The following is a 19371-nucleotide window of genomic DNA, read 5'->3' as shown; positions in this document are numbered from 1 at the left end:
AGTTGGCCAGAGCGCCAACTTCTTTTTGTGATTATTCGTTTTTCCCCTTGCCTTGCTTGATTCGCTGTATAATCCCGTCAACCAGCAAGCCAATGCCTGCTCCGTAAAAAGGAGCGGCAAATCGGACACCTGAGGATATCGGCAATTCTTTCAACCAGACGATCAATACGCCAATAATGAAACCGAGCATTGTATAGCGCAAACGGGTCGGACCCAATGGAAGCCCCCCAGTGTTATTTCTTCAGCTTGTTCGGCAGCTTCATGTTTTTCATGTTGCGGCTCATCTGTTTCAATTGCTTTTGGTTCAAATTCATTCCCATCGATCGAGCCATCGCCTGGAGCTGTTTTTCATCCATTTGCATGTTGGAGATTTGCTTTCTTAAATAGTAGGCACCTCCAAAAAATCCGCCTACCAAACCAATAATGAGCGTAAGTATCGGGATAACCCAGCTCCATACTGTCATTCGTGCATTACCATCCTTCTCTGTATATATCTTTCTGTATATTGTACCATAAACCCTTATCCTGTCTATTGGGCCTTGTACAAATTATGCGTTTGTCTATCGCAATCGTCACCCGGTCACATAATCTGTAGGAGAGGTGATCAGAATGGCTCCTTTGTTAATTATTGATCCGGGACACGGCGGAATCGATCCCGGCGGCGGCAGCAATCAATTGTTTAAGGAAAGCCAGATGGTTTTGCAAATATCTCTTTATCAATACCAACGGTTTCAGGCGCTTAATGTGGATGTGGCCATTACAAGGACGAGTGATAAAACCTTATCGAGCAGCGAACGCGCGCAAATCGTACGCAACAGCGGCGCCAAATATTGCATCTCCAATCATATAAACGCCGGTGGCGGACACGGCGCCGAGGCGATCTACTCCATCTATGGGTCGGGGGCACTGCCAACCGAATTGCTCGCCGAACTGGAAACGGAAGGCATGCCGAGCCGCCGCGTCTATACACGCACCCTGCCGAACAACCCCACGAAAGACTACTATTTTATGCATCGGGAAACCGGCAGTGTCGAGACGATCATTCTTGAATACGGATTTGCCGACAACACGACCGATGCGCAAAAAATCAATACGGACTGGCGCGATTTGGCCGAAGCGGTTGTCCGGGGATTTTGTCAGTTTGTCGGTCATGCGTATCAACCCCCTGGGAGCAGCGGAACCTCTCCCGTCGCTTCACCGGCACCAACACCGACGCCGGCATCATCGACAACCGGCTCGACAACCGCTCAACCGGCATCTGGCCAGGAGCCGAGCAGTCCCGAATGGAAAACACAGGCGATCGACTGGCTTTACCAGCAAGGTTTACTAACAAGCGACGACTGGCGCGATCGCATTGACGAGCCGCTTCCTCTATGGGCGGAAGCCGTCTTGCTCCGCCGCCTGTTTCAAAAGCTGCAAAATCAATAGAGTAAGGGGGAGAAAGGAAAGATGACGCTAGAATTGGGGGCGATCATCGCCATCGCCTTAAGTGCAACCTCAGCCTTGTCCAGTCTGCTTAGAATCCCGAAAAAACTGAGAAGCTGGACAGCTTTTCTCCTCGTCATTGTGTTGAATTCGGCGAACGACTGGCTGTTTCAGACGACGTTTGACTGGCGAACTTCCCTGCTCACAGGTATTTCGGCCGGATTGGCGACCATCGGTATCCATTCCGCCAGCAAAAATACCGCACAGCATTTCCAGCAAAAAAAGACGAAGCAAGAATGGGATGACAACATCCCCTATGTATGAGCTATGAATGCTCGCGGATGCAGCGAGTAAGCGGTGTCTCCTCCAAGCCTGAGTAGTTCATTTCGGCCTTTACTCCGATACATTCATCCTCCGGATAACGGTAGGCGGTCAGCTGCCCGCCAAACACACATCCCTGATCGATATTGATTGACCCGTTTTTCCGCTCGGGTTGCGGACGCGGATCATGCCCCCAAACGATCAGGGGTGTCTGCTTTGTTCGCTCACTCGCCCACTCTTTGCGGATCGGTCGACCATCAGGACCCATGCCAGCCACATCACCGTATCGGCAAAAATTGCGGATTGCCGGCGAGTCCTTGCCGATATAATCATCCCTGATTCCGGCGTGGACAGCGACCACTTCCACTTTTCCGTTTCTTCTCAGCAACATATGCGACGGAGATGCCAGCAACAATTCACGAGCCTTTTCTTTTAAACTAGCTGCCATCTTCTCACCGTGCTGCTCTGCGTATCGTGTAAACTCATCCTCCACTTTCTCATCGCCATGCGCCAAGGAGACGTTCCGGCCGTCCAACCAACGCGCGATCTTCCAACCATGGTTGCTGTCTACCATTTCCGCGATACCCGCACGGATGTGCCGGATAAAAAAATCAAGCATTTTTAACGACTCCGGTCCCCTGCTGGTAATATCACCGAGCGAGATCAGCTTGCGGCCGGCGGGATGACGATACAAATCGTCGCTTGCATCTCGTACATAGCCCAGTTGGCCAAGCAGTTCCATAAATTCCGCAAAACAACCGTGGACATCGCCCACGATATCGGTGCCGCGATCTATATCGACCATATTGGAACGAAATTTTTGTCTCTGTTTCTGTTTCATAGTAAACCCCTCATTTCTGTAATCAATACTAGCTTTGCCAGATCAAAAGTAAAAAAACCCCCACTCGGCAATTACCGGGCCGAGTGGGGATCCCCCTTTTTTCATGAGGGTTGCCGTATTGCTCAAGATCGAAATCTTCTAACGATCCCTTACAACTTGTTTATTCAAAAAAGGTTATCCTTATGCATGCAGAGCAAGTGTTCCGCAGAAAACAAAGCAATGCGGAACCTTCGTCCAAGCCTAGCGATAAATCATTCAGCCAACGGCCATTTACTTGTAGCAGGTGTAAATAAAGGCTGGCGGAATGTTTAAGGGAGTAAAGCCGATTTTGACTTTACGAAAACGTTCTTTCAGTTCCGCGCGCATTTGCAGCGAATACTGAAACGTAATAAATATGCCATCTGGTGCCAGGACTTTATCCACTTCATCGAGTATTGCCGTACGCAACTCCGGCGGAAACACGGCGAACGGCAATCCGGAAACAATCACATTAATGGCGGGCAAATCCAGCTCACGCAAATATTTGCTCAGTTGCCCCGCTTCCTCGTAAATGCGCAGGGGCGGGAACCGGGCCTGAAGGATTCGGCGAAATTGCGGATCACGCTCAACGGCAAAAAAGGAGGTCGCCGGTCGTTTTTTCTCTAAAATTTCTTTGGTAAAAACCCCTGTACCTGGTCCCAATTCAACAATCGCCTTTGTCTTCTCCCAATTGACCTCCTTCAGCATACGTTCCGCCAAGAAACGGGAACTGGGTATGACACTCCCCACTCGACCGGGAGCCGAGATGAACCTTCGTAAAAAAAAGATAAAATCCGTCACCAGAAAACCTCCTAGATCAACAACCAGACCGGATGTTGTTCTCCTTCACACTATTTATACCATAGGACGTTCCGGTTTCCCCGCAGGTTTCGGCAGTGCCGAAAAAACATACTCCCTTTGCGGATGTCCCAAGGATTTTTACTATCATATCACAATTCGATTGCATTTTTTATTATTACCGTTTCCAGCCACTCAAACTATATGTCGGTGACATGCCAAAAAAGTTTGACTTTTTTGTGAATGAAAATAAGAAAAAGCAGGAAATTGGCAAAGGAGGGCGAATTGTATCAACTAGATGCGGAACAAATCGAAAAAAGCCGAGTTCCATTGATTTGGAAACGGGGGAACCAAGTTTTTGGGGTGAATAGCTGTGTTTGCACAGCTTAGGGTACCTTTCAACCGAACCCTTCAGCTAACCTCGTAGGCTTGGAAGGGAGCAGAAAGTTTTGCGTAAAATAGTTTGTGCATGGATGATCTTCGGACTCCTCGTAATGGTCGCCGGTGTCGCTTCTGCGGAGGAAAATCCTCTGATGAACACGATCCAGAAATTGTATGGTGTCCCTTACAAGGCTTCCGGAACGAGTAAAAACGGATTTGACTGCTCCGGATTTACAAGTTACGTCTTTGAATCGTTGGGCGTAAAACTGCCGCATTCTTCCGCAGCGCAATACAAGATTGGACAAAAAGTGGCACGCAAAGATTTGCAGCCAGGTGATCTCGTTTTCTTTAATACAAACGGTCACAGTATATCCCACGTTGGCATCTATATTGGGAACAATACATTTGTCCATTCCGAAACTGGCCGGGGTGTAGTCAAAACCAGCTTATCGGACCCGTATTATTGGAAAAAACGATATGTCGGAGCGACTCGCGTCGAAATTCCCGCTATGCAGGTTGCCAGCGGAAAACAAGCCGTACAAGCAGCTTCACTGAACGAAGGACAAGCTGCGCCAGAAAAAAACTAACGAACGACAGGTACATTTAAGTCAGGGACGTTGTCTCTGGCTTTTTTTGGCGTAACTTAGTACCTTGTCCCAAGATTAAGTCATAAGTCGAGAAATTGTTTCCTATTCCGACATCGCTGCACAAACCATGTTATGATAGAGAATATAGATATTGCAGATTTGGAGGTAGCTCCTGTGAAGGAACATGTTTTAGTCGTTGATGACAGTCCGGAAATCATTGACCTGTTGCAGGATATTTTAATAAATGAAGGATTTGCCGTCTCTTGCGCGGAAGACGGTGAGCAGGCGCTTTCCCTTTTGAAAAAAGGGCCGCAGCCCAACCTTGTGCTGCTCGACATTATGATGCCCAACATGAGCGGATATGAGCTTTGCTCCCTGATCCGCCGTGAATATGACATGCCGATTCTGTTTTTGAGCGCAAAAGGAAAAACGGTTGACAAAGTGGTCGGACTGGAAATCGGCGCGGACGATTATATTACCAAGCCTTTTGATACCGAAGAGCTGTTGGCGCGAATACGTGCACACATTCGCCGGTATGAACGAATCAGCAAACAGTCGAAAGAACATATGGATGAGCCCGGCAGCCAACCGGAAATTACCGTGCTCAAGTTTAAAGGATTGGAAATCCATAAAGAAACATACACAGTGTATGTGGAAGGCCAAAAAGTCGACCTGTCCACAAAAGAGTTCCAGCTGTTGGTCTTCCTCTCGGAGAATCCCGGCATTGTGTTTACGCGGGAACAAATCTATGACCGTGTTTGGGGATATGGGTACGGTTCATTAAATACCGTAACGGTGCATATCAAAAATCTTCGTGAAAAGCTGGAATTCGCCCAAACCTATATTAAAACGCAATGGGGGACAGGGTACGTATTTATCGGGGAGCGAGCTTGATGAGTATCGCGAAAAAGCTGTTTCTTTCCTTTATAGCTGTCATTCTTCTCAATCTGCTGTTCTTCAAATTTGTTTTTGAAGACAAGATCATCGAACAGCTTAAAAATGATCGACACGAGCAGTATATGCTGGAAAAAGAAGCGGCAGAGCGCGTTCGTTTCAATCAGTTGATGAAAAACGCCCGTTTCAAGGACCCGGTGGATGCGAGAATTATTTCCGAAGAGCTGCCCAATGATCTGATGTATCAAATTATTGTAGAAAATTCGGAAGGCAAGGAGATTTATCGCAAAAACTCACAGGCCCTGGCAAAAAAGGGAGCCGGTATGAAAGCGGTCTCCGAGTATTATTTTCAGCATGATCCCCCCAATGCGGGACGGACGATTATCCGTTTTTATACGGATGAATCGGATATTTTGGCGTCCAAAGGCGTCAGCATGATGGTGATGTACATTTATGGCAGCATTGTTGTGATCGGCCTGATCTTCGTTGCCCTGTTAGTCCGTTGGATATTGCGCCCGGTCAACGAACTTTCCCGCATTACGTCGGAAATCAAATCAGGCAAACGCAATATTCGCTTTTCCTATAAACGGAATGATGAATTCGGCCAATTGTTTCATTCTTTCACCGACATGGTCGATCAGCTCCGTTATTCGGAAGACAGGCAGCAGGAACTTATCTCCGCTGTAGCCCACGACTTCCGCACACCGCTGACCAGCATTAAAGGATATGCTTCCTATATCAGTTCGGGCCGGGTGACTGACCAGGCGCGAGTGCAAAACTACATGCACAAAATAGAAGAACGCGCTTCTGCTCTGGAAGAATTGATGGATGAATTGCAAGACTTTAATCAGTTGCACCATGAGAAACCGCTGAACATCGACAGGTTTCACGTTCACACATTTATGCGCAGCGTCATTGATGAATACCGCGGAAAAGCGAAGATGGCCGGGCTGGGCTTTCGATCGAAAGTCAGAGTTTCCGAAGCATTGCACATCTATGCGGACGAAGCAAAAATACGGCGCGTTCTGGAGAACTTGTTGAACAATGCGATCTACTACAATAAGCCGGATGGTTCCATTTTGTTGACGTGCGACCAACGGGATACGCATCTGCTTTTTTCCGTGATCGACAAAGGGGAAGGCATCGCCAAAGAGGACCTGAATAAAATTTTCACCAAATTTTACCGAGGGGAAAAATCACGCAATCGCAATAGCGGCGGAACAGGTCTGGGCTTGACGATTTGCCAAAACATTGTCGAACGTCACGGGGGGCAAATCGATGTGGTGAGTGAATTAGGAGAAGGAAGCTGTTTTTCGTTCAAAATTCCCTTTCACCCTTCTGTTTAATTTTATCAATATTTATTAGTTATTTATAAACATTTTACAATTTCATGGTATCTTTAGAACATAACTTGTTGCTTTCAATTTATAACCCCCAGTTTTGTTTTGATCTCTCCTTTGCTTCGGCATTGGCAGAGATCTTTTTTTATCGGTACCTGTCCAAATGAACGAGCGATTGGATGCAGTGTTCAAGCAGCTCGTGAATATCCTCAATATTGCCTTCGTCAATCTTGCGCTGAAAATCAAGCGTTGCCTTCAACTCGTAATCCGTCCGTGTCTGTTTGGCGTATGGTTCATCCGCGCGGAAACTGACGGTCGGTACGATCAGCGGGCGATTCCCCCAGATTTCCTGCAGCCCCAAAACGACCAGTGCTGGCTCCCGCTCCATATCGACGATGCGCAAGCAAAAATCAATGCAGATCGTGCAACCGATCTTCTCTGCCGATTGCTGCTGCAGTTGTTCGCCGGCGATGTCAGCAAGCGTCGTATCCAGACGGATCGTTGCGGTGACAGGATGAACCGAGCGGCCTGGCGCTGCCAATTGAAATTCCACGGCAAACCGCCGGCTGTAATTGGCCAAATCGAGAAGATCCATACGGTTTATAATCTCGATCGTTCCCGCAAAGTCTTGGTCATAAATTGCGCCTTCGAGCACTACTTTGATATTGTCAAATATGGTTGGATGAAACATAACCACTTCGCTTACCTCCAGTCCCTGCATTTTCGGTGGGATTAGCTTTAGCATATACAACAATGTCCTTCTGGTACAGTGTGCGCGCAGAAAAAAGAGTGCAGCCTCTTGTCTGCACTCCGCCCTATCCATTTACTTTTCTTCTTGAGGGTGCAATAGTTTCTCATGACAGTCCAGACATTCTGTTGCGTACGACTCCGCTTGTTCCCAAAGCTTTTGTCCGCATACGCTGCAGCACTTCTCCTGCAGATGGCTAAAAAAATATGCGACCGGTTCCATCCTGATTCCCCCCCGCATGTTGTTGCACTTATTGTAATACAACAGTTTTTCTTTTAAAAGTTTTGTTATAATACATTATCCGGTGTTTTCCTGCTCCTTTCTTCGTTTTTCATCCGTTTGCTTGCACAGACGCTGTTTTACAACTGATCCCACAATAAAACGACTGTTATACAACTGTTGCGAGACAAATAAAAAAGCAGATCCGAAAAAAGGATCTGCTTTGCTTGCAAACAAACCAGGTTGTGCTGTCTGGCCTACTGGCGCTTACACCGCTTCATAAATCGCTTCGTAACGTTTGCTGATCTCTTCGTCATTCAGCCCGAATTCACGGAGCCGGTTAATGATCGCTGCCGCCCAGATTTCTGTGCGTTTCGAGATTTTTTGATATTTTTTTGTTTCCTTGCCGCGCCGTTTTGCGCGATCATCACTGTTTGATTTCAAGTTATCGAGAATGAACAGCATATTCATGCTATCTTCTTCATTTAATGTAGTCCATTTGTCATTGAGGAAATCAAGCACCTTTTTGTAATATGCATCAAACTCTTCAAAAGAAATTTCTGTGTCCATATTCAAATATTCTTTCAGTTGGTCGAACAGCTCTTGCATCAGTTTATACACTCCCTCGTTTTTCTCTGACTCATTATAGCAAAAAGCGGCCGGGAGCAAAACCGGGAACACGATGCTTTTTATATCCAAATCTCCTATAATAAACAGAAACACAAATCAGAGGTGAACATCGCTGCATGCGTGAGAGTAAGCAAACGAAAGATGTACCGCTGCGGATCGGCCAGCAGATGACTTTGACCATTCGCAGCTTAGGCATTAACGGAGAAGGAATTGGCTATTACAAGAAAAAGATCGTCTTTGTTGATCAGGCGTTGCCTGGAGAAGTCGTTCACGCCGAACTGACCGAGGTTAAGGAAAAATATGCTCACGCCAAGCTGGTCAAGGTGGTTCAACGCTCCCCTGCCCGCGTGCAGCCCCCCTGTCCTGTCTACGAACAATGCGGCGGTTGTTCGCTGCAGCATATGGATTATCAGGCTCAGCTGGTCAGCAAACAGGAATTGCTGATCGAAGCCTTGCGCAAATACGCCAAACTGGAGCATCCGCCGGTCAAGCCGACAATCGGCATGGCCAACCCGTGGTCTTACCGCAACAAGGCCCAGTTCCAGGTCGGCAAACAGCAAGGGCAGCTGGTTGCCGGTCTTTATCGGACAGGGACTCATCAACTGGTCGATTTATCCGGCTGTCCCGTACAACATGAGCAAACGAATCAGATCGTGGAAGCGGCCAAACAAGCGGTGGAAAAACTGAACATTCCGATCTTTGACGAACGGACGCGCAGCGGAGTGATCCGGACGATCGTCGCACGGGCCGCTTTCGCCACCGGGGAAACCCAATTGACATTGGTGACCGCGACACAAGAGATTCCCCGCGTGAAGGAGCTGATTCTGGAATTGCGCTATCGACTGCCGCAATTGGTCAGCATCGCCCAAAATGTAAACTCCCGCAAAACCTCCTTGGTGTTTGGCGAAACAACAAAGCAGCTGTGGGGCAGACCTTCGATTGCCGAGAAACTGGGTGAACTGTCTTTTGACCTGTCGGCCCGCGCCTTTTTCCAGCTGAATCCGGAACAGACCGCAAAACTGTATGACCAGGTCAAGCAGGCTGCCGGACTGAACGGCACTGAAACCGTGTTCGATCTCTACTGCGGGACGGGAACGATCGCCCTTTGGCTAGCTCCTTCGGCTAAAGAGGTTCACGGGATTGAGCTGATCCCCGAAGCAGTGGAAGACGCGCGGCAAAATGCCAGAAAAAACGGAATCGCCAATGTCAGCTTTCACGTGGGCAAAGCGGAAGAGCTCATGCCGAAATGGGCGAAACAAGGCTTGAAAGCGGATGTGGTTGTCGTCGATCCGCCGCGAACGGGCTTGGCGGCGGAATTGATCCAATCGCTGCTGCAGGTCAAACCGCAGAAGATTGTCTACGTCTCCTGCAATCCGTCTACACTGGCCAAAGATATTCAGCGTTTACAGCAAAGCTATGCGTTGAAACAAGTTCAGCCGTTGGACATGTTTCCTCATACTCCCCATGTGGAAAGCTGCTCTCTGCTTGTTCGCATGTAAAAAAGAAAGAGGGACGGCCTTTTTACGCCGCCCCTCTCATATTTGCTTTATCGAACTTACGCCCCTTGTTTCCATTCATCCTGCTTGCTGCCCGCTTTGCCAAACAGCGTTTCCATTACAGGATTGTGCATTCCTTTCGTCTTTTGCGCAAAAAACGGATTGACGATCACCATCGCCAGCAAATTGGCGGCCAAACCCCAGAACCCTTCATACAACCCGTAGCTTTGGCCTGTCCAATAGACGATAAACGTCGTCAGCAGACCAACCAACAGCCCGATAATCGTCGCTTCTTTTGATTGGTTCCGCCAGTAGAGGCTGATCACCACCGCCGGGAAGATTTGTACCATCCCGGAAACGCCCAGCAATTGCAGCGAAACGAGCGCCGCCGGGAACACCATGCCAAAAATGAGCGCCAAGCCAATGACCACAAACACCATCAAACGGGTAACCATCGTCAGCTTGGACGGGGACACGTTTCGATTGATCAAATCCTTGTAAATATTGTTGGCAAACAGATTGGAAGCGCCGATAGCCATGATCGAGCAAGGAATCAACGAGGCCAAGGCAATCGTTGAGTAGGCCAGCCCTTGCGTTACGCCCCCATACGAAACTTGAATGAGGTTGAGCAATGCAAACCGCGGATTGATTCCCTCCGGCAAGACGAGAAAAGCAACAAAGCCCAAAAACACGACCAATATCAACACAATGTTGTATAAAGGCAGAAACATGGCATTTTTCCGAATTGCATCGGCGCTTTTCGAAGTAAAAATACCGGTTGCGGCGTGCGCCCACATAAACAGAGCCAAAGCCGAAATAAGCGATGCGGTAATGAACCAGGGAATCCCTTTGCTGCCTGCTGCAGGAATCGTCAGCAGTTGAGGCGCCTTTTGCTGAATCGTATCAATCATCGGGCTCCAGCCGCCAAAATGAATCATCGGCAAGCTGACAACCATGAACAGCATGATCACCCAAACGAGAATATCCTTGATGATCGCCGTATAAGTCGGACCTTTGATTCCGCTGAAAAATGTATACAGGGCGACGAGCAAGAAAGATAAAATCACCACAAATTTGACGTTAATAAACCCGGTGCCGGCAACTTGCAGCGTGTCCTGGATACCGCTCAATTGCAAATCGATATAAGGAATCAACATCAGGACGCCGACAATGGCGATCAAGGCCGACAGAAACGTGCTGCCAAACCGTTCTCTCGTATAATCCGCCAACGTGGTAAATTGATGCACTTTGGCCACTTTCCACAATTTCGGCAGAAAGAAATAGCCGAAGACGTAAGCCAATGTGGAATAAGGAATCGCAAAGAATGCGACGCTGCCCGCACTGTAAGCCGTGCTGGTCAGTCCGAGAAATGTGTATGCCGTATACAAATCGGCGCCAACCAGAAACCAGACCAGCAATGTGCCGAATTTTCTGCCACCGACGGACCAGTCCTCCACGGAATTGCGAACCGATTTATCCCGGCCAGCCAAAAATCCAATCAAAACAACTCCAACAATAACTGCGATCGTGATCATTAATGACGTAAAGTTTCCCTGCATTATTCAATGCCTCCCTGCGACTTCTGAAGATGATACACTGCCCACACACATACCGGACTCAACAGAATCCATAGGAACAGCCAAAAGTGCAAAAAAGGCAAGCCAAACAAAATCGGTTCAATTTGATTCACCCAAGGAATAAAAATGGTCAATGAGGCACTTGGGAGAAAAATTAGCAGAAAAATTATGAATTTTTTAACCATTTGTTGCACCTTCTTCTTCTGTTTAAATTCTTTAATTGGAGCAGAATGGGTAACATATTAGCATGTTTTAATTTTCATGACAAGACTTTTCATAAAATTTTTTCACTCAATAAAACCGGGGCGAATACCCCGGTTTTAGTTTGCAGACATATCCGTTTGTGTTGTGACGCAGCGTTGATCGATCAATTCCTCCGGTCTCCCCAGCAAATAGCCTTGGGCAATCTGAATACCCAAAAGTTTGGCCACAGCCAGATCCTCCGGTTGCTCAATCCCCTCGAGTACAAGATGCGTTTGATTGCGGCAATACTCGACCAGTGCCCCGATCAGTTTTTGCTTGTTGGCAGACGTCGACAACCCTTTGGCAAAATACCGATCCAATTTAAGATACTCCGGCTCTAATTCGATCACGTTTTGCAGCGTTGCCGCACCCTTGCCAACATCGTCAATCGCTACCCGGACGCCGTTCATGCGAAGATAATTGATCACCTGCTGCATCTGTTTTGTTTCTGCCACTGCTTCTCCTTCGTTGATTTCCAAAACAACCCTTTTCCCCCAAATGGCAGGATGGGTTAAAAACTTCTCAAAGAAGTTCAAAAACTTGCGTTGCAGCAAAGTTGACGGAAACACATTTAAAAACAACAGCCCCTCCTGTCTGAGCGAAAAAAATTCCACGGCAGCATGAAAGAGCGTTTCACTGTCTACCTCAAACAACTTTTTCTTTTTTCGCGCCACCCCAAAAAATAACTCCGGATTGGAAAAACACTGACTTCGCAATAAGGCTTCATACCCACAAAGAGACCAATTGGAAAGATAATAGAGAGGCTGATACAGGTGATAATAGTTTTGCTTTTCTATCAGTGCTTGAACATCTATTCTTCCCATTTCTTCGCTCTCCAGCTGTGTCCACTCCTCTCAAACTCGTCATTCCCGCCGTAATCGATAAAAAATCGTAGGTAAATTGTCATTTTTGCCCCCATGGAAGGGATTGGAAAAATGTCGTACAATGTTAGTTGTTCGACACTTTCTCCCTAAATTTGAGCAAATTTTACAATTATATTCCACTTGTATTATAGAATGATTCGTAAAAATTTTGCAACTTTCCGGCTAGACTAAATCTCCTAAGTAAGCTTCCACATAATCGGGAGCGGCTTTTTGCAATTGTTCAACAGTATGCAAATAGCGCTGGGTAGTGTTGATATGAGCATGCCCCAGGTTTTCTTGAACTTGTTGAAGAGAAGCGCCGCTCAATAGGGCCAAGGTCGCATTGGTATGACGCAACCAGTGCGGGGTCACTTTTTTATTGAGATTCGATCCCGCGGCCGCCTGTTTGATGACACGCTGAACCTGCCTTAAGGAAATCGTGAATACAGGCTGGTCAGTGGAAGCCGCAGATTCATCGACGCCCAGATTATGGCGATAAAACTCCAGGTACTTCCACAAAACTGCCGGAACTTTTACTTCGCGACGTCTCCCGCCTTTACCATTGACAACCGTCAGCCACATGCAAGTTTCGGATGGGTCTGGATGAAAATGCCCCCATTGAATGGAGAGTAATTCGGATACCCGCAATCCCAACAGAACGAGAGACAGGCCAATTAAGTAGTCGCGAATTCCTTGTCTCTTCAATTCCCTTAATAAGAGGTGAACCTCTCGTTTGGTCAGGTAATGATTTTTGCTGGTAACGGCAATTTTCGGCGTTCTCAAAGTAGATGTGGGATTATGTTGAAATATCCCGATATTGGGATCGCTTCCCCATTTGTACAATGATCGCAAAGGAGCGATTAAACTAGCAACCGTCGCGGGCAGATGTTTCTTCCGCTGTATACTGCAAACTCCCAGAATTAACCCCATTTTATATGCTTCTATATCTTTCCAGGTTACGTTTTTCAGAGGTTTGTAGTGAACAAAACTGCGAAACTGCTCGATGGCTCTTCGATAGTTTCGCAGAGTATAGCGAGATTGATGATAAGTTGCCAGAAACATTTCTATGATTTGTTCATCAGAAAGTTGGGAAGTTGGTTCGACAAGATGAGCTGGGAAAAAACCGTTCATTTGTAATAAACCTCCTTTCTTGGTGTCGAACAACTAACATTGTACGACATAGTACTATTTTACCAACCCCGCGTTACTTTCATACGACTTTTTGCGCTCCTTTTCTCCTTTAACCGTTTTCTTTCCACCGAGCTGATGAGCACTGAACTCCATCGATTTAACCTAGAACAGTCGTTCTCTTATGGAACGGCTTTTTGACTTTTGATATAATTTTCCAAAACCGGTACAAAACGAAACCGGCTATCCAAAACGTACTGATTTTTGGCTAAACATGACTCAACCAAAGGTGACCCATTTACATGAATCTGCCGCTGACCGGAGAACGCATTTGCATGACTCCGTTGACAGAAACTGATTTGCCTGAAGCTTTGCAGATCTACCACAGCAACCCGGCTTACAATGAACTGCGAAACGGGTCCGCTGCTTTTAGTCTGAACCAGTTGGAAGAAGAATACCGGAGTCTGTCAATGTTGCCCGGGAGCTATTGGCTGGCGATCACCCTGCGCGACGATGAAAGAATGATCGGGATTGGCCATCTGCGGCTTGAGCAAGCTGAGAGTCAAAAAGGCTGGATCAGCCTGCTTCTGCTCGCTGCAAACTTCCAAAGGAGCGGTTTTGGCAGGGAGGTTGTTAAACTTGTGGAGGAATTTGTGCGTTGTCAAAGCAAAACGCAAATTCACGTCGGAGTCGTCGCCGATCATATCTCTGCCTTGCTGTTTTGGGGAAAGCTGGGCTATGAACAATACCGACAGGTCATCGCTCCGGTAGGCAGGCTTACCCGGCCCGTGCTGCTGCTAGCCAAACATTTGTAGGAGGTGAGCATCATGCAACATTCACGCTTTGAACGGGATGTTCCCGGCGTTTGCTTCTAGCCGGGACATGGACGAACGAACCTGCCCGGCATTTCAACCTGCTAAAAAAGTTGAGTACCGATCCGGGAGGGTTTGATATCAATGAAATCAATGAACCGTCAGCAGCTGTTGGGCGCCTTGTTTCTTTCCGTGGCTGCCTCTATTTGGGGCGGCGTTTATGTTGTCAGCAAGGTGGTGCTGGACGTTATTCCACCGTTCACCTTACTGGAAATTCGCTTTTTGATCGCTTTTCTGCTGCTTGGTCCGATCGTGCTGAAGCGCAAGGAATTCCTCGAGAGATCCCGTTTGCCGCTGCTTATGGCGATCGGCTTGATCGGCGTCACCATCTCCATAGGCGCGCAATTTTTAGGCACCAAACTGTCCAGCGCACACATGGGAGCGCTGATCACTTCCGCCTCTCCGGCGTTTATCGCTCTGTTCGCGGTGTTATTGCTCAAGGAAAAGCTGACAATAGCCCAGATCGGCGGCATCGTGCTGGCCACAGTCGGCATGCTGATCGTAGTCGGAACACCGGGTGAAGCCGTGAACGCCGGCAGTGTCGCGGGCAATGTCATTTTGCTTGTCGCTGCCCTCAGTTGGGGAATGTATACCGTTCTTTGCAAAAAAGCGACGTTGCATTACAGTTCGCTTGCTGTCACCGCATACGCCGCCCTGTTTGGGGTCGTTTTCTCCAGTCCGTTGATGTTCTGGGAGCTTTCCGTCACCCCGCTTCATTGGGAATGGTCCGGCGGACTGCTGGCCGGCGTCTTGTACATCGGAGTCATTTCAACCGCAGTTGCCTTTTACTTGTGGAATAAAGGCTTTGAACTTCTGCAAGCAGGCAGCGGGGCAGGATTTTTCTTCTTTCAACCGGTGGTCGGAGCGATCCTCGGCTGGCTGCTGCTGGGGGAACAGCTTAGCTTGGCGTTCTTGATCGGAGCAGGCTTCATTTTTCTCGGAGTCGCTCTGTCCAATGTGGTCAAGCAAGCAAAGCTGCCGACGGACAATAAGCGCGACTTGTCGTGAAATAAAAGGTGTAAAACGCTCTCCTCGTATGTGCCGGAGAGCGTTTTTTTGTCCGGGGACTGCCCGCCTGTTTTACGCGTCTGCAGACGGCTGGGCAAACTCACCGCGCCGGAATGCTCCAAACGCTTCCCAGACATAGAGGGAGATATAACTGCGCCAGGGTGCCCAGCTCTCCCCGATTGCCCTGATTTTCGCCTCATCAGGCTTCTCAGGCAGATCGTAAACAAGCTGAATCCCGTTTCGCAGTCCGATGTCAGCCGCTGGCAACAGGTCGGGCCGACCCATGCCAAACATGAGCAGACACTCCACCGTCCAGCGTCCAATTCCGCGCAAAGCCGTCAGATAACCGATTGCTTCTTCATCGGACATCAGCTCCAAACGGTCGAGCTCAACTCGCCTGTTGACAACTGCCCTGGCAAAATCAATGATATATTCCGCTTTTCGTTGGCTAAACTGAAGCTGGCGCAACTGCTCAATTTCCAGCCGGGCGATTGCCTCAGCCGTTGGAAAAACATGAAAGGGCTGTCCCTGCTCATCATGGACGACATCGCCGGCCAAGGTAAGCAGCCTCTCCGTCAGGGTGGCGGCAAAGGCCAGATTGAGCTGTTGGCCAATGATCGTGCGCACCATCGATTGAAACAAATCGGGGTCCAGCAAAAACCGCAACCCGCGAAATCGTTCTGTCAAAGGAGCAAGCCGTTGGTCGGTTTGCATGTGCTGGTACACCGGTTCCAAATCAACATCTGCCTGAAACATGTGACGAACTGTTTTGCGCAGTTTTTCCTGCTGCGCCGCCGAAAGCGACTTGTCCGTCTGCACTTGCAGTACAGGTGTTTCCAGCCCACCCTTGAATGCCAGCGTAACAAGAAACGACTCCGTCTCAATCCGGAAAGCTCGCCGCAGCATCGAACATTCCGGTATCAGCTGGAACTGTTGATCCGGATGGGATTCCAGCCTGCTTCGCAAACGCTCATATGAATAGGGGGGGTTGATGGGGAGTTCAAACGTCAGCATTTTCATTTCACTCCTCGCCGCTTTCCTCTTATTACCATAAAGGAAAACCCCTCCGCCGGCAAGCCGAAGGGTCAGTTTGCAGACAAACCTAAATGTGTGCAATCAAAAGAGCCGTTCTCCTCGAACGAGCGGAAGGGGTTTCTGCTATCTTGTGAAAAATCCTTTCAGGATAAAAGCGACATTGGCCGGACGCTCGGCAAGACGGCGCATGAAATATCCGTACCAGTCATCTCCATACGGAACATACACCCGCACCTTGTATCCCTCCTTAGCCAAGTCGATTTGCGATTGGCTGCGGATCCCGTACAGCATTTGAAATTCAAATTGCGTCCGCGGGATCTGGTATTGTTTTTCCAACTCTTTGACATATTCAATAATATTGTCGTCATGCGTTGCGACGGCGGCATAATTTCCATTTAACAAGTGCTGTTTGATAATCTTTTTATAGTTGTCGTCGACATCGGCTTTATTGGGAAAAGCGACCTCTGCCGATTCCTTGTACGCCCCTTTGACCAACCGCAAATTGACACGATGTTGCTTCACGCTCTCGATATCGTCCGCTGCTTTGAACAAATAGGCCTGAATCACCGTGCCGACATTATCATAATCGTTCAACAGTTCATGCAAAATTTCCATCGTGACGCCGTTATGCGCATAATCCTCCATGTCGATTCGCACAAACATATTTCCGCACTTTTTCGCCGTGTCAAGAATACGGCGCATATTGGCGACACACAAATCGCGGCTAATATCCAGGCCCAGTTGCGTCAACTTGACCGACAAGTTGGACTGCACACCCGAAGCATGAATAGCTTCCACTGTCTTGATGCAATAATCGGCCGCTTCATTTGCTTCCTGTTCGCTAAAGACAAATTCGCCAAGATGGTCCAGTGTACACACCAAACCTTTTTGGTTCAAATCGCGCACGGTCTGGATGGCATCTGGAATCGTCATGCCGGCAACAAACCGGTTGGCGCCAAACCGAAGTCCCCAACGTTTCGCCGACCGATTCAAGGTGCGGTTTTTGGACAAAAACAGGAAAAAATTTCTCAGAAACATTTCCATTCCGTTCACTTCTCCTCTTTTTACTTTCGCTTCTAACGAAAATGAATTGCACGAAACATGCCAACCATCGCAAGAGCAGTTGTGCAAAAAAAAGTGCCGGACGATCAGAAATTGTCGTATAATGAGAGCGAATATTCTGCACAAAAGTGTTTAAAAAGTGTTTAACCTTTTACATTTCTGTCCAACTGATCGTTTGTGACTATTCTTATACGGGAAGTGATCGCAATGCCATTCGATTCTCTCGATATACCGCTCTCCGCGATCGCCCGGCCAATCGCCGCCGAAGCGATCATCATCAGGGATGGTGTCATCCAAGCCATCGCCAACGAACGAAATGAAACCGTTTCCGTTCTTTGTGTTCAACAAAGCCTTCTGCTGTCGCAATTAGGCGAAACTCTCCGGCAATTGCCGCAACCGTATCCCGATTTTCTGCTGTTGGATGAGCGGCAGCGACCCGCCGGTTTGGTCAAGGTGTCCGATTTGCTCAATTACTTGCTGAATGGCTGGCAAAAGCAAAATGTGGTCCTGCATACGATCCTGGAAACGATGAGCGAAGCGATCACGATCGTGGATGAGCAAAATATTGTGCAATTTTGGAACCATGCCGCCGAAAAAATTTATGAACTCGACCGTTCCAAAGTTATCGGCACTTCATTGGAAACACACTTTGCCCGCGACTCCATCCGCTTAAAAGATGCGCTTGCCGCCGGAAGCAGTTTCCAACGGGTTTATCATGTGCCGCGGCCGGACCGTCACGTGCTGATCAATTCCGCACCGATCAAACAGGAGCAACAGATTATCGGGGCGATCTCCATTGAACAGGACATTACCGAGTTGGTTCGCTTGCATGAAGAACTGACGCATACAACCGCCCATTTGCATAATTTGCAGCAAGAAATGAGCCGATTTCAAGCTGCCGATGATCCTTTTTACATCATCAAAGGGCATTCACTGCCATTGCAGTCAGTCATTCAAACCGCCAAGAAAGTGGCGAAAACCGATGTGACCGTGCTGCTGTACGGGGAAAGCGGTGTCGGTAAAGAATTGTTTGCCCAGGCGCTTCATCAGTTTAGCCGCAGGCAAGAACAGCCGTTTATCGCCATCAACTGTGCGGCGATTCCCGCTGCCCTGTTTGAAAGCGAGCTGTTCGGTTATCAAGGCGGGGCGTTTACGGGAGCGGAAAAGAAAGGGAAACCGGGGAAGCTGGAGCTGGCCCATGGCGGGACGCTGTTTTTGGATGAGATCGGCGAACTGTCGCTGGAATTGCAGGCGAAACTGCTGCGGGCCTTGCAAGAACGCCAGTTTTATCGTGTGGGCGGAACCGATCCGATTACCGTCAATACCCGAATCATCGCCGCGACCAATCGCAATCTGGAGCAAATGGTCGAACGCGGCGCATTTCGCGAAGATCTGTACTATCGCCTGAGCGTCTTTCAATTGGAAATTCCGCCGCTGCGGGAACGCAAAGAGGACATACCTGAACTGGTGCATCTGTTTATGCAGGAATTCTCATTCGCTCACGGTCATCCGGTGCCGCGGATCGCTCCCGAGGTCATGCAGGCACTGACAAACTTCCCCTGGCCGGGAAATATACGTCAACTGAAAAACGTAATCGAGCGGTTGCTCATCCTGCAAGAAGACGGTGTAATTCAGCTGGAGCATTTGCCGTCCGGCATTCGCCTCAACCATGAGACGGTCGCTCCGCCTTCTGCCCAAGACAGCGCTTTCGGCATGATGGCGGTCCAACCGTTCGAGCCGTTTGTCGCTGATCCGGAGCTCGAACGAAAAAAAATCGTTGCCGCCCTCGAACGAACTTACGGGAACAAAAAAGCGGCAGCAAAGCTGTTAGGGATATCGCGAGGAACCTTATATAACAAACTGAACAAGTACGGACTTCATTAGT

22 protein-coding genes and 1 riboswitch are annotated in these 19371 nt (G+C 48.5%); of the genes, 9 read left to right on the top strand and 13 right to left on the bottom strand.

Translation table 11 applies throughout. The annotated features are described in order from the left end of the window. Window positions 1–31: 31 nt before the first annotated feature. Both JOD01_RS06805 and JOD01_RS06800 read right to left on the bottom strand, forming a co-directional pair. Complete coding sequence (locus tag JOD01_RS06805) at window positions 32–217, bottom strand: hypothetical protein (protein WP_204517507.1); 186 nt, start codon at window positions 215–217, stop codon at window positions 32–34. 16 nt (window positions 218–233) lie between these two features. Further along, on the bottom strand, window positions 234–464 hold the full coding sequence (locus JOD01_RS06800; RefSeq protein ID WP_204517506.1) for a YneF family protein: 231 nt from the start codon (window positions 462–464) through the stop codon (window positions 234–236). A 145-nt stretch (window positions 465–609) separates the two neighbouring features. Here JOD01_RS06800 and JOD01_RS06795 point away from each other — a divergent pair, with 145 nt between their 5' ends. Both JOD01_RS06795 and JOD01_RS06790 read left to right on the top strand, forming a co-directional pair. Then, the gene (locus JOD01_RS06795; protein WP_204517505.1) at window positions 610–1428 is read left to right on the top strand and encodes an N-acetylmuramoyl-L-alanine amidase family protein; all 819 of its coding nucleotides are present in this window, start codon (window positions 610–612) and stop codon (window positions 1426–1428) included. Between the two features lie 21 nt (window positions 1429–1449). Next, the gene (locus tag JOD01_RS06790) at window positions 1450–1749 is read left to right on the top strand and encodes a hypothetical protein (protein WP_204517504.1); all 300 of its coding nucleotides are present in this window, start codon (window positions 1450–1452) and stop codon (window positions 1747–1749) included. 1 nt (window position 1750) lies between these two features. Here JOD01_RS06790 and prpE read toward each other — a convergent pair whose 3' ends face one another. Together prpE and JOD01_RS06780 are read right to left on the bottom strand one after the other, a co-directional pair. Beyond that, window positions 1751–2587, bottom strand: coding sequence for a bis(5'-nucleosyl)-tetraphosphatase PrpE (prpE, locus tag JOD01_RS06785; protein ID WP_204517503.1), 837 nt, complete (start codon window positions 2585–2587; stop codon window positions 1751–1753). Between the two features lie 270 nt (window positions 2588–2857). After that, the gene (locus JOD01_RS06780) at window positions 2858–3406 is read right to left on the bottom strand and encodes an rRNA adenine N-6-methyltransferase family protein (protein ID WP_204517502.1); all 549 of its coding nucleotides are present in this window, start codon (window positions 3404–3406) and stop codon (window positions 2858–2860) included. 305 nt (window positions 3407–3711) lie between these two features. Continuing rightward, a riboswitch (cyclic di-AMP (ydaO/yuaA leader) is annotated at window positions 3712–3848 on the top strand. A gap of 4 nt (window positions 3849–3852) precedes the next feature. Here JOD01_RS06780 and JOD01_RS06775 point away from each other — a divergent pair. From JOD01_RS06775 to JOD01_RS06765, 3 genes are all read left to right on the top strand, one after another. Then, window positions 3853–4371: a C40 family peptidase gene (locus JOD01_RS06775; RefSeq protein WP_204517501.1), complete on the top strand. Its 519-nt coding sequence runs from the start codon at window positions 3853–3855 to the stop codon at window positions 4369–4371. 174 nt (window positions 4372–4545) lie between these two features. Beyond that, window positions 4546–5265: a response regulator gene (locus tag JOD01_RS06770; protein WP_204517500.1), complete on the top strand. Its 720-nt coding sequence runs from the start codon at window positions 4546–4548 to the stop codon at window positions 5263–5265. Next, the gene (locus tag JOD01_RS06765; RefSeq protein ID WP_204517499.1) at window positions 5265–6611 is read left to right on the top strand and encodes a sensor histidine kinase; all 1347 of its coding nucleotides are present in this window, start codon (window positions 5265–5267) and stop codon (window positions 6609–6611) included. Before JOD01_RS06770 ends, JOD01_RS06765 begins: the two co-directional genes overlap by 1 nt. Window positions 6612–6750: 139 nt before the next feature. On the opposite strand, the gene JOD01_RS06760 is transcribed toward JOD01_RS06765, so the two are convergent. From JOD01_RS06760 to JOD01_RS06750, 3 genes are all read right to left on the bottom strand, one after another. After that, window positions 6751–7350 carry a hypothetical protein gene (locus tag JOD01_RS06760; RefSeq protein ID WP_239565253.1) on the bottom strand — a complete coding sequence of 200 codons (600 nt, stop codon included), beginning with the start codon at window positions 7348–7350 and terminating at the stop codon, window positions 6751–6753. Between the two features lie 78 nt (window positions 7351–7428). Next, a complete protein-coding gene (yhfH, locus tag JOD01_RS06755) occupies window positions 7429–7575 on the bottom strand; it encodes a protein YhfH (protein WP_204517498.1) in 147 nt (48 codons plus the stop codon). A 264-nt stretch (window positions 7576–7839) separates the two neighbouring features. After that, window positions 7840–8181 carry a hypothetical protein gene (locus tag JOD01_RS06750; protein WP_204517497.1) on the bottom strand — a complete coding sequence of 114 codons (342 nt, stop codon included), beginning with the start codon at window positions 8179–8181 and terminating at the stop codon, window positions 7840–7842. 137 nt (window positions 8182–8318) lie between these two features. Here JOD01_RS06750 and rlmD point away from each other — a divergent pair, with 137 nt between their 5' ends. Continuing rightward, window positions 8319–9701, top strand: a complete 1383-nt coding sequence (gene rlmD / locus JOD01_RS06745) for a 23S rRNA (uracil(1939)-C(5))-methyltransferase RlmD (RefSeq protein WP_204517496.1) — start codon at window positions 8319–8321, stop codon at window positions 9699–9701. A gap of 56 nt (window positions 9702–9757) precedes the next feature. On the opposite strand, the gene JOD01_RS06740 is transcribed toward rlmD, so the two are convergent. The 4 genes from JOD01_RS06740 to JOD01_RS06725 form a co-directional block, all read right to left on the bottom strand. Beyond that, the gene (locus tag JOD01_RS06740) at window positions 9758–11257 is read right to left on the bottom strand and encodes a sodium:solute symporter family protein (protein WP_204517495.1); all 1500 of its coding nucleotides are present in this window, start codon (window positions 11255–11257) and stop codon (window positions 9758–9760) included. Then, window positions 11257–11460 carry a DUF3311 domain-containing protein gene (locus tag JOD01_RS06735; protein WP_204517494.1) on the bottom strand — a complete coding sequence of 68 codons (204 nt, stop codon included), beginning with the start codon at window positions 11458–11460 and terminating at the stop codon, window positions 11257–11259. The genes JOD01_RS06740 and JOD01_RS06735 overlap by 1 nt, the downstream gene beginning before the upstream one ends. A gap of 135 nt (window positions 11461–11595) precedes the next feature. Further along, window positions 11596–12342, bottom strand: coding sequence for an EAL domain-containing protein (locus tag JOD01_RS06730; protein ID WP_204517493.1), 747 nt, complete (start codon window positions 12340–12342; stop codon window positions 11596–11598). A gap of 222 nt (window positions 12343–12564) precedes the next feature. After that, entirely contained in the window at window positions 12565–13512 is a 948-nt protein-coding gene (locus JOD01_RS06725; protein ID WP_204517492.1) for a tyrosine-type recombinase/integrase, read from the bottom strand. Window positions 13513–13811: 299 nt separating this feature from the next. Between JOD01_RS06725 and JOD01_RS06720 the strand changes: the two genes are divergently transcribed. Beyond that, a complete protein-coding gene (locus JOD01_RS06720) occupies window positions 13812–14324 on the top strand; it encodes a GNAT family N-acetyltransferase (protein WP_204517491.1) in 513 nt (170 codons plus the stop codon). Window positions 14325–14465: 141 nt separating this feature from the next. Next, window positions 14466–15389 (top strand): DMT family transporter, encoded by a 924-nt coding sequence (locus JOD01_RS06715; RefSeq protein ID WP_204517490.1) that lies wholly within the window; start codon window positions 14466–14468, stop codon window positions 15387–15389. Window positions 15390–15461: 72 nt separating this feature from the next. Here the strand turns inward: JOD01_RS06715 and JOD01_RS06710 are convergent, their stop codons facing one another. Both JOD01_RS06710 and JOD01_RS06705 read right to left on the bottom strand, forming a co-directional pair. Further along, window positions 15462–16403 (bottom strand): DNA-3-methyladenine glycosylase 2, encoded by a 942-nt coding sequence (locus tag JOD01_RS06710; RefSeq protein ID WP_204517489.1) that lies wholly within the window; start codon window positions 16401–16403, stop codon window positions 15462–15464. Between the two features lie 144 nt (window positions 16404–16547). Beyond that, window positions 16548–17468: a proline dehydrogenase family protein gene (locus JOD01_RS06705; RefSeq protein WP_204517488.1), complete on the bottom strand. Its 921-nt coding sequence runs from the start codon at window positions 17466–17468 to the stop codon at window positions 16548–16550. Window positions 17469–17693: 225 nt separating this feature from the next. Here JOD01_RS06705 and JOD01_RS06700 point away from each other — a divergent pair, with 225 nt between their 5' ends. Further along, complete coding sequence (locus tag JOD01_RS06700; protein ID WP_204517487.1) at window positions 17694–19370, top strand: sigma-54 interaction domain-containing protein; 1677 nt, start codon at window positions 17694–17696, stop codon at window positions 19368–19370. Window position 19371: the final 1 nt, after the last annotated feature.

Source organism: Brevibacillus fulvus (assembly GCF_016908525.1).
Lineage (GTDB): Bacteria > Bacillota > Bacilli > Brevibacillales > Brevibacillaceae > Brevibacillus_G > Brevibacillus_G fulvus.
Note: the sequence above shows the minus strand (reverse complement) of the source record. Positions and strands in the feature narration are given on the sequence as shown.

Coding starts and splice junctions, on each gene's coding strand:
- JOD01_RS06800 (WP_204517506.1), bottom strand. CDS start 464: ATGACAGTATGGAGCTGGGTTATCCCGATACTTACGCTCATTATTGGT.
- JOD01_RS06795 (WP_204517505.1), top strand. CDS start 610: ATGGCTCCTTTGTTAATTATTGATCCGGGACACGGCGGAATCGATCCC.
- JOD01_RS06790 (WP_204517504.1), top strand. CDS start 1,450: ATGACGCTAGAATTGGGGGCGATCATCGCCATCGCCTTAAGTGCAACC.
- prpE (WP_204517503.1), bottom strand. CDS start 2,587: ATGAAACAGAAACAGAGACAAAAATTTCGTTCCAATATGGTCGATATA.
- JOD01_RS06765 (WP_204517499.1), top strand. CDS start 5,265: ATGAGTATCGCGAAAAAGCTGTTTCTTTCCTTTATAGCTGTCATTCTT.
- JOD01_RS06760 (WP_239565253.1), bottom strand. CDS start 7,350: ATGCTAAAGCTAATCCCACCGAAAATGCAGGGACTGGAGGTAAGCGAA.
- yhfH (WP_204517498.1), bottom strand. CDS start 7,575: ATGGAACCGGTCGCATATTTTTTTAGCCATCTGCAGGAGAAGTGCTGC.
- JOD01_RS06750 (WP_204517497.1), bottom strand. CDS start 8,181: ATGCAAGAGCTGTTCGACCAACTGAAAGAATATTTGAATATGGACACA.
- rlmD (WP_204517496.1), top strand. CDS start 8,319: ATGCGTGAGAGTAAGCAAACGAAAGATGTACCGCTGCGGATCGGCCAG.
- JOD01_RS06740 (WP_204517495.1), bottom strand. CDS start 11,257: ATGCAGGGAAACTTTACGTCATTAATGATCACGATCGCAGTTATTGTT.
- JOD01_RS06735 (WP_204517494.1), bottom strand. CDS start 11,460: ATGGTTAAAAAATTCATAATTTTTCTGCTAATTTTTCTCCCAAGTGCC.
- JOD01_RS06730 (WP_204517493.1), bottom strand. CDS start 12,342: ATGGGAAGAATAGATGTTCAAGCACTGATAGAAAAGCAAAACTATTAT.
- JOD01_RS06725 (WP_204517492.1), bottom strand. CDS start 13,512: ATGAACGGTTTTTTCCCAGCTCATCTTGTCGAACCAACTTCCCAACTT.
- JOD01_RS06720 (WP_204517491.1), top strand. CDS start 13,812: ATGAATCTGCCGCTGACCGGAGAACGCATTTGCATGACTCCGTTGACA.
- JOD01_RS06715 (WP_204517490.1), top strand. CDS start 14,466: ATGAAATCAATGAACCGTCAGCAGCTGTTGGGCGCCTTGTTTCTTTCC.
- JOD01_RS06710 (WP_204517489.1), bottom strand. CDS start 16,403: ATGCTGACGTTTGAACTCCCCATCAACCCCCCCTATTCATATGAGCGT.
- JOD01_RS06705 (WP_204517488.1), bottom strand. CDS start 17,468: ATGGAAATGTTTCTGAGAAATTTTTTCCTGTTTTTGTCCAAAAACCGC.
- JOD01_RS06700 (WP_204517487.1), top strand. CDS start 17,694: ATGCCATTCGATTCTCTCGATATACCGCTCTCCGCGATCGCCCGGCCA.